Source organism: Streptosporangium sp. CA-115845, assembly GCF_050943795.1.
Classification (GTDB): Bacteria; Actinomycetota; Actinomycetes; order Streptosporangiales; family Streptosporangiaceae; genus Streptosporangium.
Window position 1 is genome coordinate 8,946,226 of sequence record NZ_CP191988.1, and the last position, 18,859, is coordinate 8,965,084.

At 70.6% G+C, this 18,859-nt stretch carries 14 protein-coding genes; 6 read left to right on the forward strand and 8 right to left on the reverse strand.

Annotation, left to right across the window (positions count from 1 at the left end; translation table 11 throughout):
- The first annotated feature begins 205 nt into the window (after positions 1–205).
- The 3 genes from ACQP0P_RS42450 to ACQP0P_RS42460 all read left to right on the forward strand — a co-directional run bounded on the left by ACQP0P_RS42450 (position 206) and on the right by ACQP0P_RS42460 (position 4,303).
- A complete protein-coding gene (locus ACQP0P_RS42450; RefSeq protein ID WP_433367264.1) occupies positions 206–1,306 on the forward strand; it encodes a TetR family transcriptional regulator in 1,101 nt (366 codons plus the stop codon).
- A gap of 62 nt (positions 1,307–1,368) precedes the next feature.
- Positions 1,369–3,432 carry an RNA degradosome polyphosphate kinase gene (locus ACQP0P_RS42455; RefSeq protein ID WP_433367267.1) on the forward strand — a complete coding sequence of 688 codons (2,064 nt, stop codon included), beginning with the start codon at positions 1,369–1,371 and terminating at the stop codon, positions 3,430–3,432.
- The gene (locus ACQP0P_RS42460; RefSeq protein ID WP_433367269.1) at positions 3,425–4,303 is read left to right on the forward strand and encodes an NUDIX hydrolase; all 879 of its coding nucleotides are present in this window, start codon (positions 3,425–3,427) and stop codon (positions 4,301–4,303) included. The genes ACQP0P_RS42455 and ACQP0P_RS42460 overlap by 8 nt, the downstream gene beginning before the upstream one ends.
- 64 nt (positions 4,304–4,367) lie before the next feature.
- Here the strand turns inward: ACQP0P_RS42460 and ACQP0P_RS42465 are convergent, their stop codons facing one another.
- The gene (locus tag ACQP0P_RS42465; RefSeq protein ID WP_433367272.1) at positions 4,368–5,846 is read right to left on the reverse strand and encodes a CHAD domain-containing protein; all 1,479 of its coding nucleotides are present in this window, start codon (positions 5,844–5,846) and stop codon (positions 4,368–4,370) included.
- 117 nt (positions 5,847–5,963) lie between these two features.
- The gene (locus ACQP0P_RS42470; protein WP_433367275.1) at positions 5,964–6,728 is read right to left on the reverse strand and encodes a trans-aconitate 2-methyltransferase; all 765 of its coding nucleotides are present in this window, start codon (positions 6,726–6,728) and stop codon (positions 5,964–5,966) included.
- Between the two features lie 56 nt (positions 6,729–6,784).
- Here ACQP0P_RS42470 and ACQP0P_RS42475 point away from each other — a divergent pair, with 56 nt between their 5' ends.
- The gene (locus ACQP0P_RS42475) at positions 6,785–7,336 is read left to right on the forward strand and encodes a MarR family winged helix-turn-helix transcriptional regulator (protein WP_433367278.1); all 552 of its coding nucleotides are present in this window, start codon (positions 6,785–6,787) and stop codon (positions 7,334–7,336) included.
- Between the two features lie 108 nt (positions 7,337–7,444).
- Here the strand turns inward: ACQP0P_RS42475 and ACQP0P_RS42480 are convergent, their stop codons facing one another.
- From ACQP0P_RS42480 to rsmA, 3 genes are all read right to left on the reverse strand, one after another.
- Positions 7,445–9,256 (reverse strand): ABC-F family ATP-binding cassette domain-containing protein, encoded by a 1,812-nt coding sequence (locus ACQP0P_RS42480; RefSeq protein WP_433367280.1) that lies wholly within the window; start codon positions 9,254–9,256, stop codon positions 7,445–7,447.
- A 166-nt stretch (positions 9,257–9,422) separates the two neighbouring features.
- Complete coding sequence (locus ACQP0P_RS42485) at positions 9,423–10,325, reverse strand: 4-(cytidine 5'-diphospho)-2-C-methyl-D-erythritol kinase (RefSeq protein WP_433367283.1); 903 nt, start codon at positions 10,323–10,325, stop codon at positions 9,423–9,425.
- A gap of 90 nt (positions 10,326–10,415) precedes the next feature.
- Entirely contained in the window at positions 10,416–11,276 is an 861-nt protein-coding gene (gene rsmA / locus ACQP0P_RS42490; protein WP_433367286.1) for a 16S rRNA (adenine(1518)-N(6)/adenine(1519)-N(6))-dimethyltransferase RsmA, read from the reverse strand.
- A gap of 225 nt (positions 11,277–11,501) precedes the next feature.
- On the opposite strand from rsmA, the gene ACQP0P_RS42495 reads away from it, so the two are divergent.
- Positions 11,502–13,253 carry a serine/threonine-protein kinase gene (locus tag ACQP0P_RS42495; RefSeq protein WP_433367288.1) on the forward strand — a complete coding sequence of 584 codons (1,752 nt, stop codon included), beginning with the start codon at positions 11,502–11,504 and terminating at the stop codon, positions 13,251–13,253.
- Complete coding sequence (locus ACQP0P_RS42500; protein WP_433367291.1) at positions 13,250–14,635, forward strand: FG-GAP-like repeat-containing protein; 1,386 nt, start codon at positions 13,250–13,252, stop codon at positions 14,633–14,635. Before ACQP0P_RS42495 ends, ACQP0P_RS42500 begins: the two co-directional genes overlap by 4 nt.
- Positions 14,636–14,698: 63 nt before the next feature.
- Here the strand turns inward: ACQP0P_RS42500 and ACQP0P_RS42505 are convergent, their stop codons facing one another.
- The 3 genes from ACQP0P_RS42505 to ACQP0P_RS42515 form a co-directional block, all read right to left on the reverse strand.
- Entirely contained in the window at positions 14,699–15,559 is an 861-nt protein-coding gene (locus ACQP0P_RS42505) for a TatD family hydrolase (RefSeq protein WP_433367294.1), read from the reverse strand.
- Positions 15,560–15,738: 179 nt separating this feature from the next.
- Complete coding sequence (gene metG / locus ACQP0P_RS42510) at positions 15,739–17,520, reverse strand: methionine--tRNA ligase (protein ID WP_433367297.1); 1,782 nt, start codon at positions 17,518–17,520, stop codon at positions 15,739–15,741.
- A gap of 25 nt (positions 17,521–17,545) precedes the next feature.
- Positions 17,546–18,811, reverse strand: coding sequence for a glycosyltransferase (locus tag ACQP0P_RS42515; RefSeq protein ID WP_433367300.1), 1,266 nt, complete (start codon positions 18,809–18,811; stop codon positions 17,546–17,548).
- Positions 18,812–18,859 lie beyond the last annotated feature (48 nt).

The following is an 18,859-nucleotide window of genomic DNA, read 5'->3' on the forward strand; positions in this document are numbered from 1 at the left end:
CCGTCCCTGAGGGACTCCCCCGTGAGGCCGCGCCGGCGACTGGACCGAGGAGAGCGGGGTTGCGAGGGACGAGCGACCCCGCTCGACGAGGGAAGGAGCCGGGTAAGAGCGGCCGAACCGCGACGCGCCAGCGTCGCCGTTAACACGGCCGAACCGCGACGCGCCAGCGTCGCAATCAACACAGCGGAGCAGCATTATTAGAACCGTGAGCGAACCCCGACGGCGGATGTCAGGTAAGGAACGCCGGGAACAGCTGATCCAGATCAGCAGGACCCTGTTCGCGGAGAAAGGGTTCGACGGCACATCGGTCGAGGAGATCGCGGCGACCGCCAACGTCTCCAAGCCGGTGGTCTACGAGCACTTCGGCGGCAAGGAGGGCGTGTACGCGGTCGTCATCGACCGGGAGATGCAGAAGCTGTTGATCATGGTGACCGAGGCCCTGTCCGCCTCGCACTCGCTGATCAAGCTGGAGCGGGCGGCCCTGGCCCTGCTGGCCTACGTGGAGGAGAACAGTGAGGGTTTCCGCATCCTCGTTCGCGACTCGCACGCCGCCTCGGGGACCGGCACGTTCGCCAGCCTGATCAACGACATCGCCAGCCAGGTCGAGGACGTCATGGTCGACGAGTTCGTCGAACGGGGCTATGACCCCAAGCTGGCCCCCATGTACGCCCAGATGCTGGTCGGCATGGTCGCGCTGACCGGCCAGTGGTGGCTGGACGTGCGCAGTCCGTCGCGCGAGGAGGTCGCCGCGCACCTGGTCAACCTGGCCTGGAACGGTCTGACCGGGCTGGACCCGAGCCCTCGGCTCACCGCCTCCTCTCGCGGCCTGGGGCAGCGGCTAGCCCAGGCGCCACAGCGCCCGGCCGACACCGGCCCCCATCCACCGGGATCACGCCCGCAGCCCCGCCCCGCCCAGCCGTCACCGCACTCGGCGGGATCACGGTCGCCCGCGCCTCAGCCGCCCTCGCCCCCGACCGAAAAGGAGCTCCGGGAGCAGGAGAAGGCCCGTGAGCGGGAGCAGAAGGAACAGGAGAAGCTGCGCGAGCGCGAACAGCGCGAGGCCGAGAAACTGGCCAGGGAGCAGGAGAAGGCCCGGCTCCGCGAGCAGCGGGAGCTGGAGAAGGCACGCGAGCGGGAACAGAAGGAGCAGCAGCGACTGCTGAGGGAGCAGGAGCGGGCCCGCGAGCGGGAGCAGAAGGAGCTGGAGAAGGCGATGCTCCGCGAGGCCAGGGCCGCCGAACGCGAGGCCGTCAAGCGAGCGAAACTCGTTGGTGAAGAGAGGGAAAAGCTTGAGCCAAGTGAGTAAACAACGGCGCCCGTTGAGACGAAATTAACGTTCTGTTCAACAAAAGCGGGCATTCTGGTCATATGTCCGCTGAACTCGCCCGTTCCACCCCCGACGGACTTCCTCTCCCGCAAGAGCGCTTCCTCAATCGGGAGGAGAGCTGGCTCCAGTTCAACCAACGGGTTCTGGAGATGGCGGAGGATCCGTCCCTGCCGCTGCTGGAGAGAGTGCGGTTTCTCGCCATCTTCGCCAGCAACCTGGACGAGTTCTTCCGGGTACGGGTGGCCGGGCTGAAACGGCGGATGGCCACCGGCCTCCTGCTCCGCACGAAGAGCGGTTTGAAACCCCGCGAGGAACTGCCCAGGATCGCGGCGATCGCCAACGACCTCGCGCTGCGGCAGTCGGCCTGCTTCTACGAGCGGATCCGCCCGCAGCTGAGCGCCGAGGGCATCGAGATCGTGCGCTGGGACGACCTCGGCCGCGACGAGCGCACCGAGATGCGCAAACTCTTCAGGGAGCGGATCAGGCCGGTGCTGACGCCGCTGGCCGTCGACCCCGCCCACCCCTTCCCGTACATCTCGGGACTCTCACTGAACCTGGCGGTCACCGTCCGCAACCCCTCGACCGGCAACACGGTCTTCGCCCGGGTCAAGGTGCCCAGCCGGCTTCCCCGCTTCGTCACGGCGTCCATGAACCGTTTCGTCCCGCTGGAAGATGTCATCGCCGCTCACCTGGGGCAGCTTTTCAAAGGTATGGAGATCGTCGAACACCACGCCTTCCGGGTGACCCGTAACGAGGACCTGGACGTCGACGAGGACGTCACCGAGAACCTCATGCAGGCCTTGGAACGCGAGCTTCTCAAGCGCCGCTTCGGCCCTCCGGTCCGGCTGGAGGTCGAGGACACCATCACCCCCGAGGTGCTGGACCTGCTGGTGGACGAGCTGGGAGTGGCCGAGCACGAGATCTGCCGGCTGCCGGGGCCGCTGGACCTGACCGGGCTGCACGCGATCGCCGACCTCGACCGGAGCGAGCTGACCTTCCGCCCGTTCGTGCCCGCGGAGGTGGTGCACGTCGAGGACGACATCTTCGCGGTGCTGCGCGAGCGGGACGTGCTGCTGCACCACCCGTACGACTCGTTCTCCACGAGCGTGCAACGGTTCATCGAGCAGGCCGCCGCCGACCCGAACGTGCTGGCCATCAAGCAGACCCTCTACCGCACCAGCGGCGACTCACCGATCGTGGACGCGCTGATCGACGCCGCCGAGGCGGGCAAGCAGGTGGTCGTGGTCGTGGAGATCAAGGCCAGGTTCGACGAGCACGCCAACATCACCTGGGCGCGCAAGCTGGAGCGCGCCGGATGCCACGTGGTCTACGGCGTCGTGGGGCTGAAGACCCACTGCAAGCTCGCCCTGGTGGTGCGGCAGGAGGTCTCGGGCGAGCTGCGCAGCTACTGCCACATCGGCACGGGCAACTACAACCCCAAGACCGCCAGGCTGTACGAGGATCTGGGCCTGCTCACCGCCGACCGGCTGGTCGGCGAGGATGTCACGGACCTGTTCATCCACCTGACCGGCTACTCCAACCACTCGGCCTACCGGCGGCTGCTGGTCGCCCCGCACTCCCTGCGCGGCGGCCTGCTGGCCAGGATCGAGCGGGAGATCGCCCATCAGGAGGCGGGCCGCCCCGCCGGTATCAGGATGAAGACGAACTCCCTGGTCGACGAGCCCATCATCGACGCCCTCTACCGGGCGTCGCGGGCCGGCGTACCGGTGGATCTGTGGGTACGAGGGGTCTGCACGCTCCGCCCCGGCATACCGGGGCTGTCGGAGAACATCCGGGTCAGGAGCGTGCTGGGCCGTTTCCTCGAACACTCGCGGATCTACGAGTTCGGCCACGGCCGGCGTCCGGAGGTCTGGATCGGCAGCGGTGACATGATGCGCCGCAACATCGAGCGCCGGGTGGAGGTGCTGGTCAAGGTCTCCAGCCAGCAGCAGCGGAACTACCTCAGCGGCCTGCTGGACCGGGCCATGTCCGACGACACCGCGACCTGGTGGCTCAACCCGGACGGGACCTGGGTCCGGCATCCCGGCGATGACCTGCAGACCCATCTGATCGGCACCCGTAGGTGGAGGGCCGTCGATGACTGAGCACGCCGTCCACCCGGACGGCATGATCCGCGCGGCCGGGGCGGTCGTCTGGCGCGGTTCACCGGACGCGCCTGAGGTCGCCCTCGTCCATCGGCCCAAGTACGACGACTGGTCGTTCCCCAAGGGGAAGCTGAAGAACGGCGAGCACGCCATCACCGGCGCGCTGCGCGAGGTGGCCGAGGAGACGGGGACCACCGTGGAGCTCGGCCGGTCGCTGCCGCCGAGCCGTTACACGAAGGGCGGGCTGCCCAAGCACGTCGACTACTGGCTGGCCAGGATGGTCTCCGAGGAGAGCCGTACCGACAGGCGCGAGGTCGACGATGTGGTCTGGTTGCCTGTCGAGGAGGCCGCACGGCGCCTGACCTACGACTGGGATGCCGGGCTGCTCCGCGCGCTCGGCGCGGCATCGCCGGCGACCACCCCGCTCGTGCTGGTACGGCACGCCCTGGCAGGCAACCGGCAGGACTGGAAGGGCGACGACGACGACCGGCCGCTCGACGAGAACGGCCTGAGGCAGGCCGAGGTGCTCGCGAGCGTGCTGGGCGCCTTCCGCCCCGCGGAGCTGGTCAGCTCCCCCAGCAGGCGGTGCGTGCAGACCCTGGAACCGTACGCCGAACGGGCCGGCCTGCCGGTCCGGCTCGAACCCGTCCTGTCGGAGACCTACCGCGACTTCCAGGCCTCCCTGCTCCTGGTCGAGAAGGCACTGGCCTCGAACCGGCCCACGGCGCTCTGCGGCCACGGCAAGACCCTGCCCGAGCTGATCTCCGAAGTCGGCGGCCGGTCCGGCGACGCGCGGCTGGCCAAGGGCGCGTTCACGGTGCTGCACCACAACGGCGGCCGGGTCGTGGCCGTGGACCGCTACACCGTCTGACGCGATCTCCAGCGGGTCCGTCCGGGTCCTCGCCGGTCCCGAGCGCGTGGCGGTCGAGAGGACGTCAGAGAAGCTTCGCGACGGCGGCCGCGGTGTCGGCCCAGATCCGGGGGAACTCCTCGCCGGCGCGCTCGGCGCCGGCCCGCTCCACGCCGGTCAGCACGCCGTAGGTGTAGGTGTCCTCCCCCGCCAGACGAGCGTTCGCGGCCTCGGCCACCAGCCGTTCCTGCGCGACGACGCCGTCCATGTGGGTGCCCAGCGCCTCCTGTACCGTCTCCGCCCGCTTGGCCAGCTTCTTCATACCGGGCACCTCCGCGGTGTAACGGGCCCGCTTGGCCGCCTTACGCACTTCGTGCATGGCGAGCTCGTGCTCGACGGGGTCCTCGATGGACAGCGCGGTGTCGTAGGCCCTGGCGACCCGGCGCCAGCTCTTGGCCGCGACGGCCTTCAGGGTCTCCGCGGGCCGGCCGGCGGCCTTGGTGAGCACGGGGGTGGCGATCAGGTCGTCGAGGGCGTCGAGCAGGGCGAAGTAGCGCTCGGAGCCGAGAGCGTCCCTGATCCGGTCGAGGGCCTCGTGCTCGTCGTCCAGCAGGTCGGAGCTGAGACGGGCCCTGACCGGACCCACGATCAGCGCGCTGTCCAGGCTGTCGAGCCTGCTCGCGAACCGCTCGCGGATGACCTCCAGGTCGCGTGCCTCGCCGAGGACCGCGCCGAGCCACTTGAGCTCGTCCTGGACGCTCCCGGTGCCCCCGACGACCGTCCTGAACGACTTCGTCGCGCTGCGGAGCCGCCGGGCGGCGACGCGCATCTGGTGCACGGCGTCCTCCTCGGCCCTGCGGACCCGGGGGTCCTGCGTGAGCAACGCGCCGACCTGGGCGGTGAGATAACCGACGGCGACCTCACCCGCGGAGCCCGGGGCCGTCCTGGCACGCGGCTGCTCGGGGGCCGCTCCGGCGCCACCGAACAGGCGCGCGAGCTTGCTCGCCGATTCGGCGGGACTGGCGCCGGCCTTGCGCAGCCGCTTTCCGACCTTCTTCAGCAGCCTCTCGTCGCCATGGAGGATCTCCGCCTCGACCTCGTGCCAGCGCTCGACGTGGGGCTCGTCGCCGAGCACGGTGCCCTTGACCCGGTCGTCGGCGATCTCGACCAGCCTCACCCCGGTGTCGTTGACCAGCGTGGTGACGGCACGGCGAGTGTCCAACTCGGCGACGGGCGCCAGCGGGGCGCCCCGGGTGTAGGCGAGCACCAGATCCGCCAGCTCGGCAGGAACGATCTTGATGCTCCGGGTCAGCGGGTGGGTGATCTCCTGCCGTACGCCCTTGGCCTTGGGAAGCTTGAGGTGCCAGCCGGGATCGGTGCCGCCCCTGCGCCTTCTCAGGGTGATCCCCCGCGCGGCGAGCCTCAGATCGGGCGTGTCGAAGTAGAGTGCGACCAGCCGATGGCTCTTCGGGCCCACGACCTCCCCGACGCCCGGAAGTCCGGTGAGGTCCGGCAGCTGGTAATCCTCCGGCACGTCGAACTTATCCTCGATCTCTATTGCCACAGGTCATCCCCTAATTTGCCCATATATCCATTCATGCCCTGTTGTTGGGCCGGAAACCCGCTCCCGAGATCGCCAACCCGCCGGCCCCCGCCGGGCGGGCGGCGGCGCGTCACCCGGTCACTTCCCGGCGACCACGAAGATCCTGCGGAAGGGGAAGACCGTGCCGTACGGCCCGCGGGGGTAGGCCTCGCGAAGCAGGGCGGCGCAGTCGGCGAGGAAGCCGGCGGCCTCGGCGGGATCCAGGCGGTCGAGCATGGGGCGCAGGGCGGTGCCGGTGATCCAGGAGAGCACGGCGTCGTCGCCGGGGAGCACGTGCAGGTAGGTGGTCTCCCAGGCGTCCACCCGACAGCCCGGTCGAGCGAGCAGGTCGTGATAGCCGGCCGGGTCGTCGACCGGGGTGGGGCGGGCCAGGTCGCCCAGCCGGTCGCGCCACTTCGTCCGGCAGAGCTCGCGGACCAGGGCGTGGCTGGGAGCGTCGAAGTTGCCGGGAACCTGGAAGGCGAGCCGGCCACCGGGGGCGAGGGCCTCCACCCAGCGCGACAGCAGCTCGCGGTGGTCGGGCACCCAGTGCAGGACGGCATTGGACACGATCACGTCGACCGGCCGCTCAGGGCGCCAGCGCGTGACGTCGTCGACGGAGAAGGAGAGCGAACCGCCCGCCGGCGCCTTCTCGATCATGGCGGGCGAGGAGTCGAAGCCGTGGACCCGGGCATCCGGCCAGCGCCTGGCGAGCTCGGCGGTGAGCTCGCCGGTGCCGCAGCCCGCGTCGACCACGTAGCCGGGGTTCTCTACGGCTATCCTGGAAACAAGATCGAAGAAGGGGCGCGCACGCTCGTCGGCGTAGCGACCGTAGATCACGGGGTCCCAGGTATATCTCGACATCAAGACAATTGATATCCGGCGAGATATCTCGATGTCAAGACAGATAGACTCCCGGTATGACCCTGTACCACGCGGACCACGACTCCAGCCGTTCGGCCGGGGCGAAGGACGAGGTCGACCTGCTGGTCGCCGCCTGGAATCAGGAACGCCCGGACCTCGACGTGGAGCCGCTCCAGGTGCTCAGCCGGGTCTCCCGGCTGGCCCGCCACCTCGACCGCGCCCGCCGGGCCGCCTTCGCCGAGCACGACCTGGAGACCTGGGAGTTCGACGTGCTCACCGCCCTGCGCCGGGCCGGGGAGCCGTACCAGATGAGCCCGGGAGCCCTGCTCCGCGCGACGCTGGTGACGTCGGGGACGATGACCAACCGGATCGACCGGCTGGCCGCGGCCGGGCTGGTGAGGCGGCGCCCCGACCCCGAGGACCGGCGCGGCGTCCTGGTCTCCCTGACCGACGCCGGGCGGACCCGGGTGGACGACGCCTTCGCCGACCTGCTGCGCCGCGAACGCGAGCTCCTCGCGAGCCTGCAGGAACGCGAACAGCAGGCCCTTTCGGACCTGCTGCGCACGCTACTCGTCCCTTTTGACGCAACCGACACCGGAGCGCACTGACCTCCATGCCCGAGGGCAGCGGGATAAACCCGGCGCGCCGCCCGTCCTCAGCCAACCCACGAGCCTTCGCGGACGGCTCGGGCAGCGATCGGCAGCCTCCGGGAAGGCTCACTCACCCAGGCGGTCGGCCAGTTCCAGCCACTCACCCTCGATCGAGTCCTTTTCCGCGAGGATCTCCTTCAGCTGCGCGTCGAGCGAGGCCAGCCGCTCGTAGTCGGCGGCGGCGTCGGCCATGGACTCGTGCAGTTTCGCCTCGCGTCCGCTCAGCTTGTCGAGCTGGCGTTCCAGCCGGGAGAGCTCCTTGCGGAGATCGCGCTCCTCACGCGCCGACAGACCGGCCACCGTCTCCTTCGCGACCGCGGCCGAGGTGGCGGAGGCCGCACCGGAGACCGCGCCGGACGCCGCGCGCGCGGACACCGCCGCACCCGAGGCCCGCCGGGACAGGTACTCGTCCACTCCGCCGGGGAGCATCGACAGCCTGTGGTCACCGAGCAGGGCGACGGTCCTGTCGGTGACCCGCTCCAGGAAGTAACGGTCGTGACTGACCAGGATCAACGTGCCCGGCCAGCCGTCGAGCAGGTCCTCCAGCTCGTTGAGCGTCTCGATGTCGAGGTCGTTGGTCGGCTCGTCGAGCAGCAGCACGTTGGGGTCGTCCATCAGGAGGCGGAGCAGCTGCAGACGGCGCCGCTCGCCGCCGGACAGGTCACCGACGACCTTCCACTGCGCGTCCCCCTTGAAGCCGAGGCGCTCCAGCAGTTGGGAGGCGGTCCACTCCTTCTTGCCGACCTGCACGAACTTGCGGATCTCCTCGACGGTCTCCAGCACCCGGCGCTCCGGGTCGAGCTCGCCCAACTCCTGCGACAGGTGCGCCAGGCGGACCGTCTTGCCGCGTACCAGCCTGCCCGAGTCGGGGTGCACGGTACCGGCGAGCAGGCGGAGCAGCGAGGACTTGCCGGAGCCGTTCACTCCGATCAGGCCGATCCGGTCGCCGGGACCGAACTGCCAGGTCGAGTGGTCGAGGACCAGCGGTCCCTGGCCGGGCCCCCCGGCGTGCAGCGTGACGTCCTCAAGGTCGTAGACCGTGCGTCCCAGCCGGGCCGCGGCGAACTTGACCAGTTCGACGCTCTCCCTGGCCGGAGGCTCGTCGGCGATCAACGCCTGGGCGGCGTCGATGCGGAACTTGGGCTTGGAGGTGCGGGCGGGCGGACCCCGGCGGAGCCAGGCGATCTCCTTGCGCATCAGGTTCTGGCGGCGGGCCTCGGAGGCGGCGGCCACCCGGGCGCGCTCGGCCTTGGCCAGCACGTACGCGGCGTACCCGCCCTCGTAGCGCTCGACCGAACCGTCTGTGACCTCCCACGTCCTGGTGGAGACCGCGTCGAGGAACCACCGGTCGTGGGTGACGACCAGCAGTGCCGTCCTGCGGCCGGCCAGGTGCCGGGCGAGCCAGTCGATGGCCTCGATGTCGAGGTGGTTGGTGGGCTCGTCCAGGATGATCAGGTCGTGCTCGTCGATGAGCAGCTTGGCCAGGGCGGTACGGCGCCGTTCACCTCCCGACAGGCTCCCGGCGAGCGCGGTCAGGTCGATGTCGCCGAGCAGGCTGGCGAGGATCTCACGGATGCCCGCGTCACCCGCCCACTCGTGCTCGGACCTGTCACCGAGGACGATGTCGCGCACCGGCCGCACCGGGTCGAGGTCGTCGCCCTGCGACAGCACCCCTACCTGGAGTCCCCGGTTATGGGTGACCCGCCCGGCATTGGGCTTGAGGTCACCGGCTATCACCGAGATGAGGGTGGTCTTGCCACCGCCGTTGCGGCCGACCACGCCGATGCGGTCGCCCGCCTCGATGCCGAGTGAGACGTCGTTGAGCAGGGGCTTGGGACCGTAGGAGTGGGAGACCGACTCAAGATTGACCAGATTCATCGCCAGACAAGCCTATCCGCTCCCGGCCCACGCGGCCCCCGCCGCGAGAACCGTCCCGTCCCTGACGGCGTCTTCGGGAACGGGGGCCCCGCACCTCCATCGGATGGCCGCCTCGACCGGCGAGACCGGCCGGTCGTGCGCCCGCGGGGCCGGTGACCACGGGGGCCTAGACGACCGCCGGGCCGGGCACGGGGCCGTGGGCGGTGATGACGTCGCGCGCCACGCCGGCGTCCTTCAGGTCGGCTGCCAGCTCGCCCGCGTGGGCCGCCGACCGGGCGAGGAAGGCGCAGGTGGGCCCGGAGCCGGAGACCAGCGCGCCGAGGGCGCCCCGCTCCCGCCCCACGTCCAGGGTGCGGGCCAGCGAGCCGCGCAGCGCCACGGCGGCGGGCTGCAGGTCGTTGCCGAGCTGGGCACCAAGGGCCTCCGCGTCACCCACGCGGAGCGCGGCCAGCAGTGCCTCGGCGGCCTGGGGCCAGGCCACCAGCTCGCCGCTCGCCTGGCGGAGGCGGTCGCACTCGGCGTAGACCGTGGCCGTGGACAGGCCGCCGTCGGCCAGCGCGAACACCCAGTGGAAGGTGCCCGCGACCTCCAGCGAGGTCAGCCGCTCTCCCCTGCCGGTGCCGATCGCCGTACCGCCGAGCAGGGCGAAGGGGACGTCGCTGCCGAGGTCGGCGGCGATCTCCATCAGGTCCTCACGCGGCAGGCCGAGACCCCAGAGCTCGTTGCAGGCGACCAGGGCCGCGGCGGCGTCGGCGCTGCCGCCCGCCATGCCGCCCGCCACCGGGATCGACTTGCGGATGAGCAGGTTCACCCCGTACGGGCGGCCCGCGTGCCCGGCCAGCGCGAGGGCCGCCCGGATCGCGAGGTTGTCTCCGTCCTCGGGCACCTGGTCCGCGGACTCGCCCTCCACCCGGACGCTCATCCCGGTCTCCGCGGTGGCCGTGACCTCATCGAAGATCGAGACGGCGTGGAAGACGTTGACGAGGTCGTGGTAGCCGTCATCCCGCAGCGGTCCGACGGCAAGTTGCAGGTTGACCTTCGCTGGTACGCGGACGGTCACGGAGTTCATGCGTCCCCCATGGGGGCTCGCTCACTGGTCACGACGTCAGATCGTAACGGGATCCCTCTCCCCCGCACGTAAACGAACCGGCAAATCACACTATGTACCGCTTTCAGGCGTACGGTTCTCCGCGATCCTCGCGAAATCCTCGATCGTAAGCTGCTCGCCGCGCGTGGCGGGGTTGATCCCGGCGGCCCGCAACGCCCGCTCCGCGGCGGGGGCCGTACCAGCCCAGGAGGCGAGGGCGGCACGCAGGGTCTTGCGACGCTGGGCGAAGGCGGCGTCCACCACCGCGAAGACCTCCTCGCGGGTGGCCACCGTCGTGGGCGGCTCCCGCCGGACCATCGAGACCAGGCCGGAGTCGACGTTGGGAACCGGCCAGAAGACGGTGCGGCCGACGGGACCGGCCCGGCGGACGTCGGCGTACCAGGCGGCCTTGACCGAGGGGATGCCGTAGACCTTGGAACCGGGGGCGGCGGCCAGCCGGTCGGCGACCTCGGCCTGGACCATGATCAGGACCTTGCGCAGCGACGGCTGCGTCTCCAGCAGGTGGAGCACCACCGGGACCGACACGTTGTAGGGAAGGTTGGCGACCAGCGCGCTCGGCCGCTCCGCGGGCAGATCCTCGGGCAGGACACGCATGGCGTCGGCGAGCACCACGGTGAGCCGGTCGGCGAGCTCCGGGGCGTGCCGGTCGACCGTCAGCGGCAGCTGGGCGGCGAGAACGGGATCGATCTCCACCGCGATCACGCCGCGGACCTCGGGAAGCAGCGCGAGCGTGAGCGACCCCAGCCCTGGACCGACCTCGATGACCACGTCATCGGGCTCAAGCTCGGCCACCCTCACGATCTTGCGGACCGTGCCCGCGTCGATCACGAAGTTCTGGCCGAGCTTCTTCGTCGGACGAATATTGAGCTTGTTCGCCAAAATACGTATTTCCGCTGGACCAAGAAGGCTCATGCTGGTCCCTCACGCAGTGGCCCGGACTGCACGCCCACCGAACCGCTGCGGTCTCCGATATGTCTGCCTCGATCACCCAAGGTCGCTCTCCCATGTCACCCGACAAGTTTCCCGCACCGAAGCCCATGCGAGGACGCGTGATGGAGCACGAGAGGTTCCGTTGTGGATAACGTTGCCATACGGGGGACCGACTGCGAGGAAGGGAACCTTCCCGGTGAAGAGGACGTGAACCAGCCCGGTGTCGAAGGGCTGCGATCCACCGACCCCGAGCGCATCGGGGCCTACCGCCTGCTCGGACGCCTTGGCGAGGGCGGGATGGGGACCGTCTACCTGGCACTGGCGCCGGCCGGACGACCGGTCGCGCTCAAGGTGGTGAAGGCGGAGGTCGCGGTCGAGGACGGCTTCGCCGCGAGATTCCACGCGGAGGTCGAGAACGCCCGGCGGGTGGCCTCGTTCTGCACGGCGCAGGTGCTGGACAACGGCACCGGCGACGACAACCGGCCGTACATGGTCACCGAGTACATCGCGGGCACGCCGCTGTCCCGCCAGATCTCCGAACACGGCGCGCTGGAGCCCGGAACGCTGCACGGCGTGGCCCTGGGGGTGGCGGCGGCGCTGGCCGCGATCCATATCGCCGGCCTGGTGCACCGCGACCTCAAACCCGCCAACGTGATCCTGTCCATGTCCGGGCCCCGGGTGATCGACTTCGGCATCGCCAGGGCCCTTGACTCCACGCACAGCTTCACCCGCTCGGGCGAGGTACTCGGCAGCCCCGGCTGGTGGGCCCCTGAGCAGGTCCGGGGCCTGGCCATCACGCCGGCCGCGGACATCTTCGCCTGGGGCTGCCTGGTCGCGTACGCGGGCAACGGCCGCCACCCCTACGGGCGGGGCGACCTGATAACGATGGCCACCCGGCTGCTCAACAACCCGCCCGACCTGGGCGCGCTCCCCGCCCCGCTGAACGACCTGGCCCGCCGCGCGACCGCGATGGACCCCTACCAGCGGCCCACCGCCCAGGACCTGCTGATCGCCCTGGTCGGCGGCGGGATCGCCGCTCCGTCCTCACCGGCTCCCACCCGGGCCGACCCGCCCACGTTGATAGCCAGTGACCTGCTCCACGAGTCCTGGCAGCCACCCGCCAACGTGGAGCCCGACTCCACCCAGACGCTCAGCGCGCTGAACCTGGGGACGCGGTTTCCCGCCCCGCCGATCCAGGAGCCCGCGGACCCGGCCACCGCACCCGCCACGCCCGCGCCGCCCGGCCCTGCCACGGCACCGGCACCGGCACCGGCACCGGCACCTGCGGACTCCCGCTCGCCCTCGCGACCCGAACCCACGACATCGCCGTCACACCCGTTCACCGGCCCCGTCCCGGCCCGGACGCCATCTGGCCTCCGGCTTTCCGCCGAACCGGACACGCCTGGCGCCGGCAGGACGGCACCCCGGCGGCGCTGGCTGTTCGCCGGGCTGGCCGTGCTCGCGGCACTGGCCGTCACGGTCGTCGTGCTGCTGAACCTGCAGGGCCCGGACCCGGGTGACCGGGGGGAGACGCGGGCGGGCAGTACCGGTGTCACCGGCGGCACCGGCGGCACCGGCGCCACCGGCGTGGGCCGCAGGGTCACGACGGGCTCCTTCCTCAAGGACCCGCAGCTGATCATCCCGCGCACCCCGACGTGCGGACTCACCGGCTACGAGGGCGCCACCCCGGTACGCGGCATGCTCTGCACGATCCCGTGGACGCTGATCAACACCGGCGGGGAGGCGGCCCGGCTCAGCCGCACCCCGCTCACCCTGCTCGACGACGCCGGCACGGCGCACACCGCCGAGAGCTCCTCGACGGAGCCGCCGGCCATCCTGCCCCCCGGGGCGAAGGTGGACGGAGTCCTGGTCTACGACCTGCCCCCGTCCCGCAAACCCGCGAAGCTGACCGGAACGGTGATCGAGGGCGGCGGGGAGATAGAGGTGAGGGTGTCATGAGGCTGCTGCTCTCTCTCGTGGCCGCGACCGCGATCGCGTGGTCGTCCACCGGATCCGCCTGGTCCGATGCCGCTTCCACCCCGGCCGCCGACTGCACCGGAACGGGCGCGAGCGACTTCGACGGCGACGGGGTGGACGACATCGCGGTCGGCGATCCGTTCGCCGACCCCGGCGGGCCGGCCGGCGCGGGTGCCGTGCACGTGCTGTTCGGCCGGGGGGAAAGCGGGAAGGCCGTGACCGTCGCCGAGACCGAGGCGGGTGACGGCTTCGGGTGGTCGGTGCGGCTGGCCAGGATCGACGGCGACGGCTGCGCCGACCTGCTCATCGGCGCCCCGTACGCGGACGTGGCGGGCTACCGGGACGCGGGCGCGGTCTACGTGGTGCACGGCGGCCCCGACCCCAGGACGATCCGCCTGGTCTCTCCCTCCCCCGAGGCCGACGCTCACTTCGGCTGGTCCCTGGCCTCCGGCGGGACGCTGGTGGCGGTCGGCGCCCCGCACGAGAACACCGACGGTGTCGCCGACTCCGGCGCGGTCTACCTGTTCGACACCGAGACGTCCGGCGAGGGCCGGCGGATCTCCCAGGAGTCCAAGGGCGTCACGGGCAACGGCGAGGTCGGCGACATGTTCGGCTGGTCGCTGGCGATCGGCAAACTGGGCGGCGTCCCTGGCGAGCCGGATCTCGCGGTCGGATCGCCGTACGAGAACGACGACGGAACGGGACCCCAGGCCGGCGGGGGCGAACTGGACGCGGGGGCGCTCACAGTGATCTTCGACGTACCCGGGTCCCGGAGCGAGTACCGGAGCAAGAAGTGGGACCTCCGCGAGATCGTCGACGCCGGCGCGGGCGACCTGTTCGGTTACGCGATGGCCTATGCCGAGGAGGGCGACGTCGGCTATCTCGCGGTGAGCGCCCCGCTCGGTGACGGCGGGGGCGTGCAGGACTCCGGTCTTGTCCAGTTGTTCCAGGCCTCAAGCACCCTGGAGATCGCCCCTGCCGCCGGCTTCGACCAGGGCTCCGAGGGAGCGGCGGGCGAGGGATACGGGTTCTCGCTGGCGTTCACCGCCTCCGGAGGGGTCAGGCTCGCCGTGGGCGTGCCCTTCGACGGCCCCGACCGGCGCGGCGGCGTGCGACTGGTACCGGTGGGCGACCCGGCGGGGAGCCGGCTGATCGCCCAGAGTCAGGCCGGCGACCACTTCGGCTGGTCCGTTGGGTTCAGCGGTAACCGGCTGGTCGTCGGCGCCCCCGACCAGGCGGGCGTGGGAACGGTCATCCTGCTGGGCCGCAACGACGCCCAGGGGGTCCCGCTCTCGCCGGGCACCGGAAGGATCCCCGCCCTGGACGGCGGTGCCTCCGCCGACTTCGGCGCCGCGGTGGGCTGAGCGAGGTCACGCGAAGCTCGTCGGTACGTGACCCACGCCCGCGGCCATGGACCTGGCCGGAGTTCACCAGGAGCCGAAGACGGTCTCTCCGTTGGCGCTGACGGCGGCGGCGAGGTCGGTGAGGTCGATCTCCTTGACCTCCGCGAGGCAGCGCAGCGTGAGCGGGATGAGGTAGGGCGCGTTGGGCTTGCCCCGATGCGGCATGGGCGGGAGGTAGGGCGCGTCGGTCTCGACGAGGATCAGCTCCCTCGGCGCGACCCGCGCGGCCTCGCGGAGGTATCCGGCGTTCTTGTAGGTGACTGGCCCAGAAAATGACATGAAATATCCGGCATCGACGCACTGCTTCGCCATCTCGGCGTCACCGGAGAAGCTGTGGAAGACCACCACCTCCGGGGCGCCCTGCTCGGCCAGCACGCGCAGCACGTCGTCGTGAGCCTCGCGGTCATGGATCACCAGGGCCTTGCCGGTCCGCTTGGCGATCTCGATGTGCGCCCGGAAACTGGCGTGCTGGTCGTCCTTCGACGCCCAGTCGCGGTAGTAGTCGAGCCCGGTCTCCCCCACCGCCCTGACCTGCGGCAGGCGGGCCAGCCGTTCGATCTCGGCGAGGGTCTCCGGCGTCGAGGCGTGCGCCTCGTTGGGATGGACGGCCACCCCGGCATAGACATCGGGGTGGAGCGCGGCCGTCTCGGCGTTCCAGCGCGAGGACGGCAGGTCGTAGCCGATCGTGACGAGCCGCGTCACACCGACGGCGCGGGCCTCGTCGAGGATGCCCTCGACGCTCGCCTGAGCCGCCTGCGCGGCCTGCGCGACCGGATCGCCCGAGGACGCCTGGCGGTTGCCCACCATGATGTCCAGGTGACAGTGACTGTCGAACACCTCTGCCGGCAGGGGCTCGGGGGCGGCGGGAAGCTTCTGCGTGCTCACGCCGTCCAACCTACCGAGGAGCCGGTCCCGCTCGCGCCCGGCGCCCCCGCGCGGACCGGCTCGTTCCCATGCCCGGGGCCGGGCCATGGCCCCGCGCGCACCGGCCCGCCGGCCGACGCTACCGGGCAGGGGCCGGCCGGGTGAGACCGGCCCGTTCCCCGGCCCGGTGGCCTTCGCCGCTACTCGCCCAGACGGGCCAGTTCCTCGTCGACGATCTTCGGGTCGAGCTTGACGAAGAGCGGGGTCGGCGGGGAGAGCGGGGTGCCCACCCGGATCGGGACGGACTCCCAGCGCGCGGCGCCGTCGTAGGAGCCGGTGATGATCGGGTAGCTCCGGCCGTCCTCGTCGGTGACCTCCTGGATCTCCGGCATGCCCGCCCAGACACCGGTGCCGCCGAGCATCGCGTAGATCTTGTTGGAGGAGTTGGGCAGCACCGGGGTCAGCAGGGTCTTGGCGTCGTCCACCACCTGCAGGGCGACGTGCAGGATGGTCTTCACCCGCTCGGGGTTGTCCTTGATCTTCCAGGGCTCCTGCTCGGCCAGGTACCTGTTGGCCTCGCGGATGACCTCGAACGCCTCGTTCGTCGCGTTCTTGAACCGGCACTGCTCGAACTCGGCCGCGACCTTCGGGAAGGCCGAGCGGCTCCGCTCCAGCATGGCGCGGTCGACCTCGGTGAGGTCGACCGCCTCGGGAATGACCCCGAAGTTCTTGGCGGCCATCGAGATCGAGCGGTTCACCAGGTTGCCCCAGGCCGCCACCAGCTCGCCGTTGTTGCGGTTGAGGAACTCCGACCAGGTGAAGTCGGTGTCCTGGTTCTCCGGGCCCGCCACCGCGATGTAGTAGCGCAGCGCGTCGGCGTCGTAGCGTTCCAGGAAGTCACGCACGTAGATGACGACCTGGCGGGAGGAGGAGAACTTGCGTCCCTCCATGGTCAGGAACTCGCTGGAGACGACCTCGGCGGGCAGGTTCAGCGCGCCGAGCGAGCCCGGCTTGCCGTCGCGGGCCCCCTGGCCGTTGTAGCCGAGCAGCATCGCCGGCCAGATCTCCGCGTGGAAGACGATGTTGTCCTTGCCCATGAAGTAGTAGCCGAGGGCCTCAGGGTCCTGCCACCAGCGGCGCCAGGCCTCCGGGTCGCCGGAGCGGCGCGCCCACTCGATGGAGGCGCTGAGGTAGCCCACGACCGCGTCGAACCAGACATAGAGCCGCTTGTTGGCCTGGTCGCTCCAGCCCTCCAGCGGAATCGGCACGCCCCAGTCGAGGTCGCGGCTGATCGCGCGGGGTTGCATGTCGCCGAGCATGTTGAGGGCGAACTTCAGCACGTTGGGCCGCCAGTCGCCCTCCTTGGAGCGCAGCCACGACGCCAGGACCTCGGCGAACGCGGGCAGGTCGAGCATGAAGTGCTCGGTCTCCACGAAGACCGGCGTCTCGCCGTTGACCTTGCTCACCGGGTTGATCAGCTGGACCGGGTCGAGCTGGTTGCCGCAGTTGTCGCACTGGTCGCCACGGGCGCCCTCGTAACCGCAGATGGGGCAGGTGCCCTCGATGTAGCGGTCGGGCAGGGTGCGCCCGGTGGAGGGCGAGATGGCGCCCATCGTGGTCTGGGGGAAGATGTAGCCGTTGGCGTGGAGTCCCTTGAAGATCTCCTGTGCCACCGCGTAGTGGTTCACGGTCGTGGTCCGGGTGAACAGGTCGTAGGACAGGCCGAGCGCCTGGAGATCCTCGACGATCACCCTGTTGTAGCGGTCGGCGAGCTCGCGGGCGCTCAGGCCCTCCTTGTCGGCCTGCACCTGGATCGGGGTGCCGTGCTCGTCGGTCCCGCTCACCATGAGCACCATGTTGCCCGCCATCCGCTGATAGCGGCTGAAGACGTCGGATGGCACGCCGAATCCGGAGACGTGCCCGATGTGGCGGGGGCCGTTGGCGTAGGGCCAGGCGACCGCGGTCAGGATGTGCTGGGACATGGTGCCCAGCCTAAGGGACGCGGGCTCAGGCCTTGGTGCTCTCCCTGCCGGTAGTGGCACTCGCGGCCACCTCCGCCGCCGCGGAGGCGCGCTTGACTGCCTCGGCGGCCTCCTCCGCCGCGGAGGCGGCCACGTCGATGGGCGTCTCCTTGGTACGGCGGATGCCGAGGATGCTGATGAACAGCGCGGCGAAAATCGTCTGGAAGCTCACGATCAGCGCGGTGGCCGAGGGCACGACGAGGCGCAGCGACTCCGAGGGGATCAGCGGGCCGAAGCTGCGGGTCTGCCAGTGGACCAGGGAGGCGACCAGGCCGCCCAGACCGCCCAGGGCCAGCAGCCCGCCGACGACCAGCCCCTTCTCCAGGGAGACGATGTCGATGAGCCTGCGCACCCGCCGATCTTCCGGCAGGAAGCCCTCCTCGGCCGCGTACACCTTGGTGAACAGCGCGAACAGCACCGCCTGGAAGCCGATCACCACCATGGCGGAGGCGCCGACCAGGGTGTCGACGTCGAAGGCGAGCTTTCCGATGTAGACCGGGCCGAAGGTCAGGGCGGCGCCCGCGACCAGGCCGAGGGTCATCAGCACCAGGCCGGGGATGAAGAACAGCCAGCGCGGGCTGTAGAGCATCAGGAAGCGCAGGTGGCGCCAGCCGTCGCGCCAGGAGCGCAGGTGCGGCGGGCGGGAGCGGCCGTCGGGCGAGAGCGTGGTGGGCACCTCGCGTACGTCCAGGCCCGACAGGGTCGAGCGGACCACCATCTCGCTGGCGAACTCCATCCCGCCGGTCTGCAGGCCGAGCCTGAGGATGGAGTCGCGCCGGAAACCGCGCAGGCCGCAGTGGAAGTCACCGATCGCGCTGGGAAAGAAGAGGCGTCCGATGAAGGAGAGCACCGGGTTGCCCAGGTAGCGGTGGAGCGGGGGCATGGCGCCCGGCGCGATGCCGCCCTTGAACCGGTTGCCCATCACCAGGTCGGCGCCGTCACGGAGCTGCTCGACGAACGGCAGCAGCGCCGTGAAGTCGTAGGAGTCGTCCGCGTCGCCCATGATGACGTAGCGGCCGCGCGCGGCGCGGATGCCGCCCATCAGGGCGTTGCCGTACCCCTTGGCGTCAACGTGCACGACCCGGGCCCCGGCCTCGCGTGCGAGCTGCTGTGAGCCGTCGGTGCTGCCGTTGTCGGCGATCAGCACTTCCCCGTCGATCCCGTGTTCCCGCATGCAGGCCAGTGCCTTGCGTACGCAGGTCTCCACGGTCTCCGCCTCGTTCAAACAAGGCATGACCACGGTCAGTTCCACGTCTCAACCCTTCAGTCACGGCACAGGCCAGTCTCACCATGATGCCCT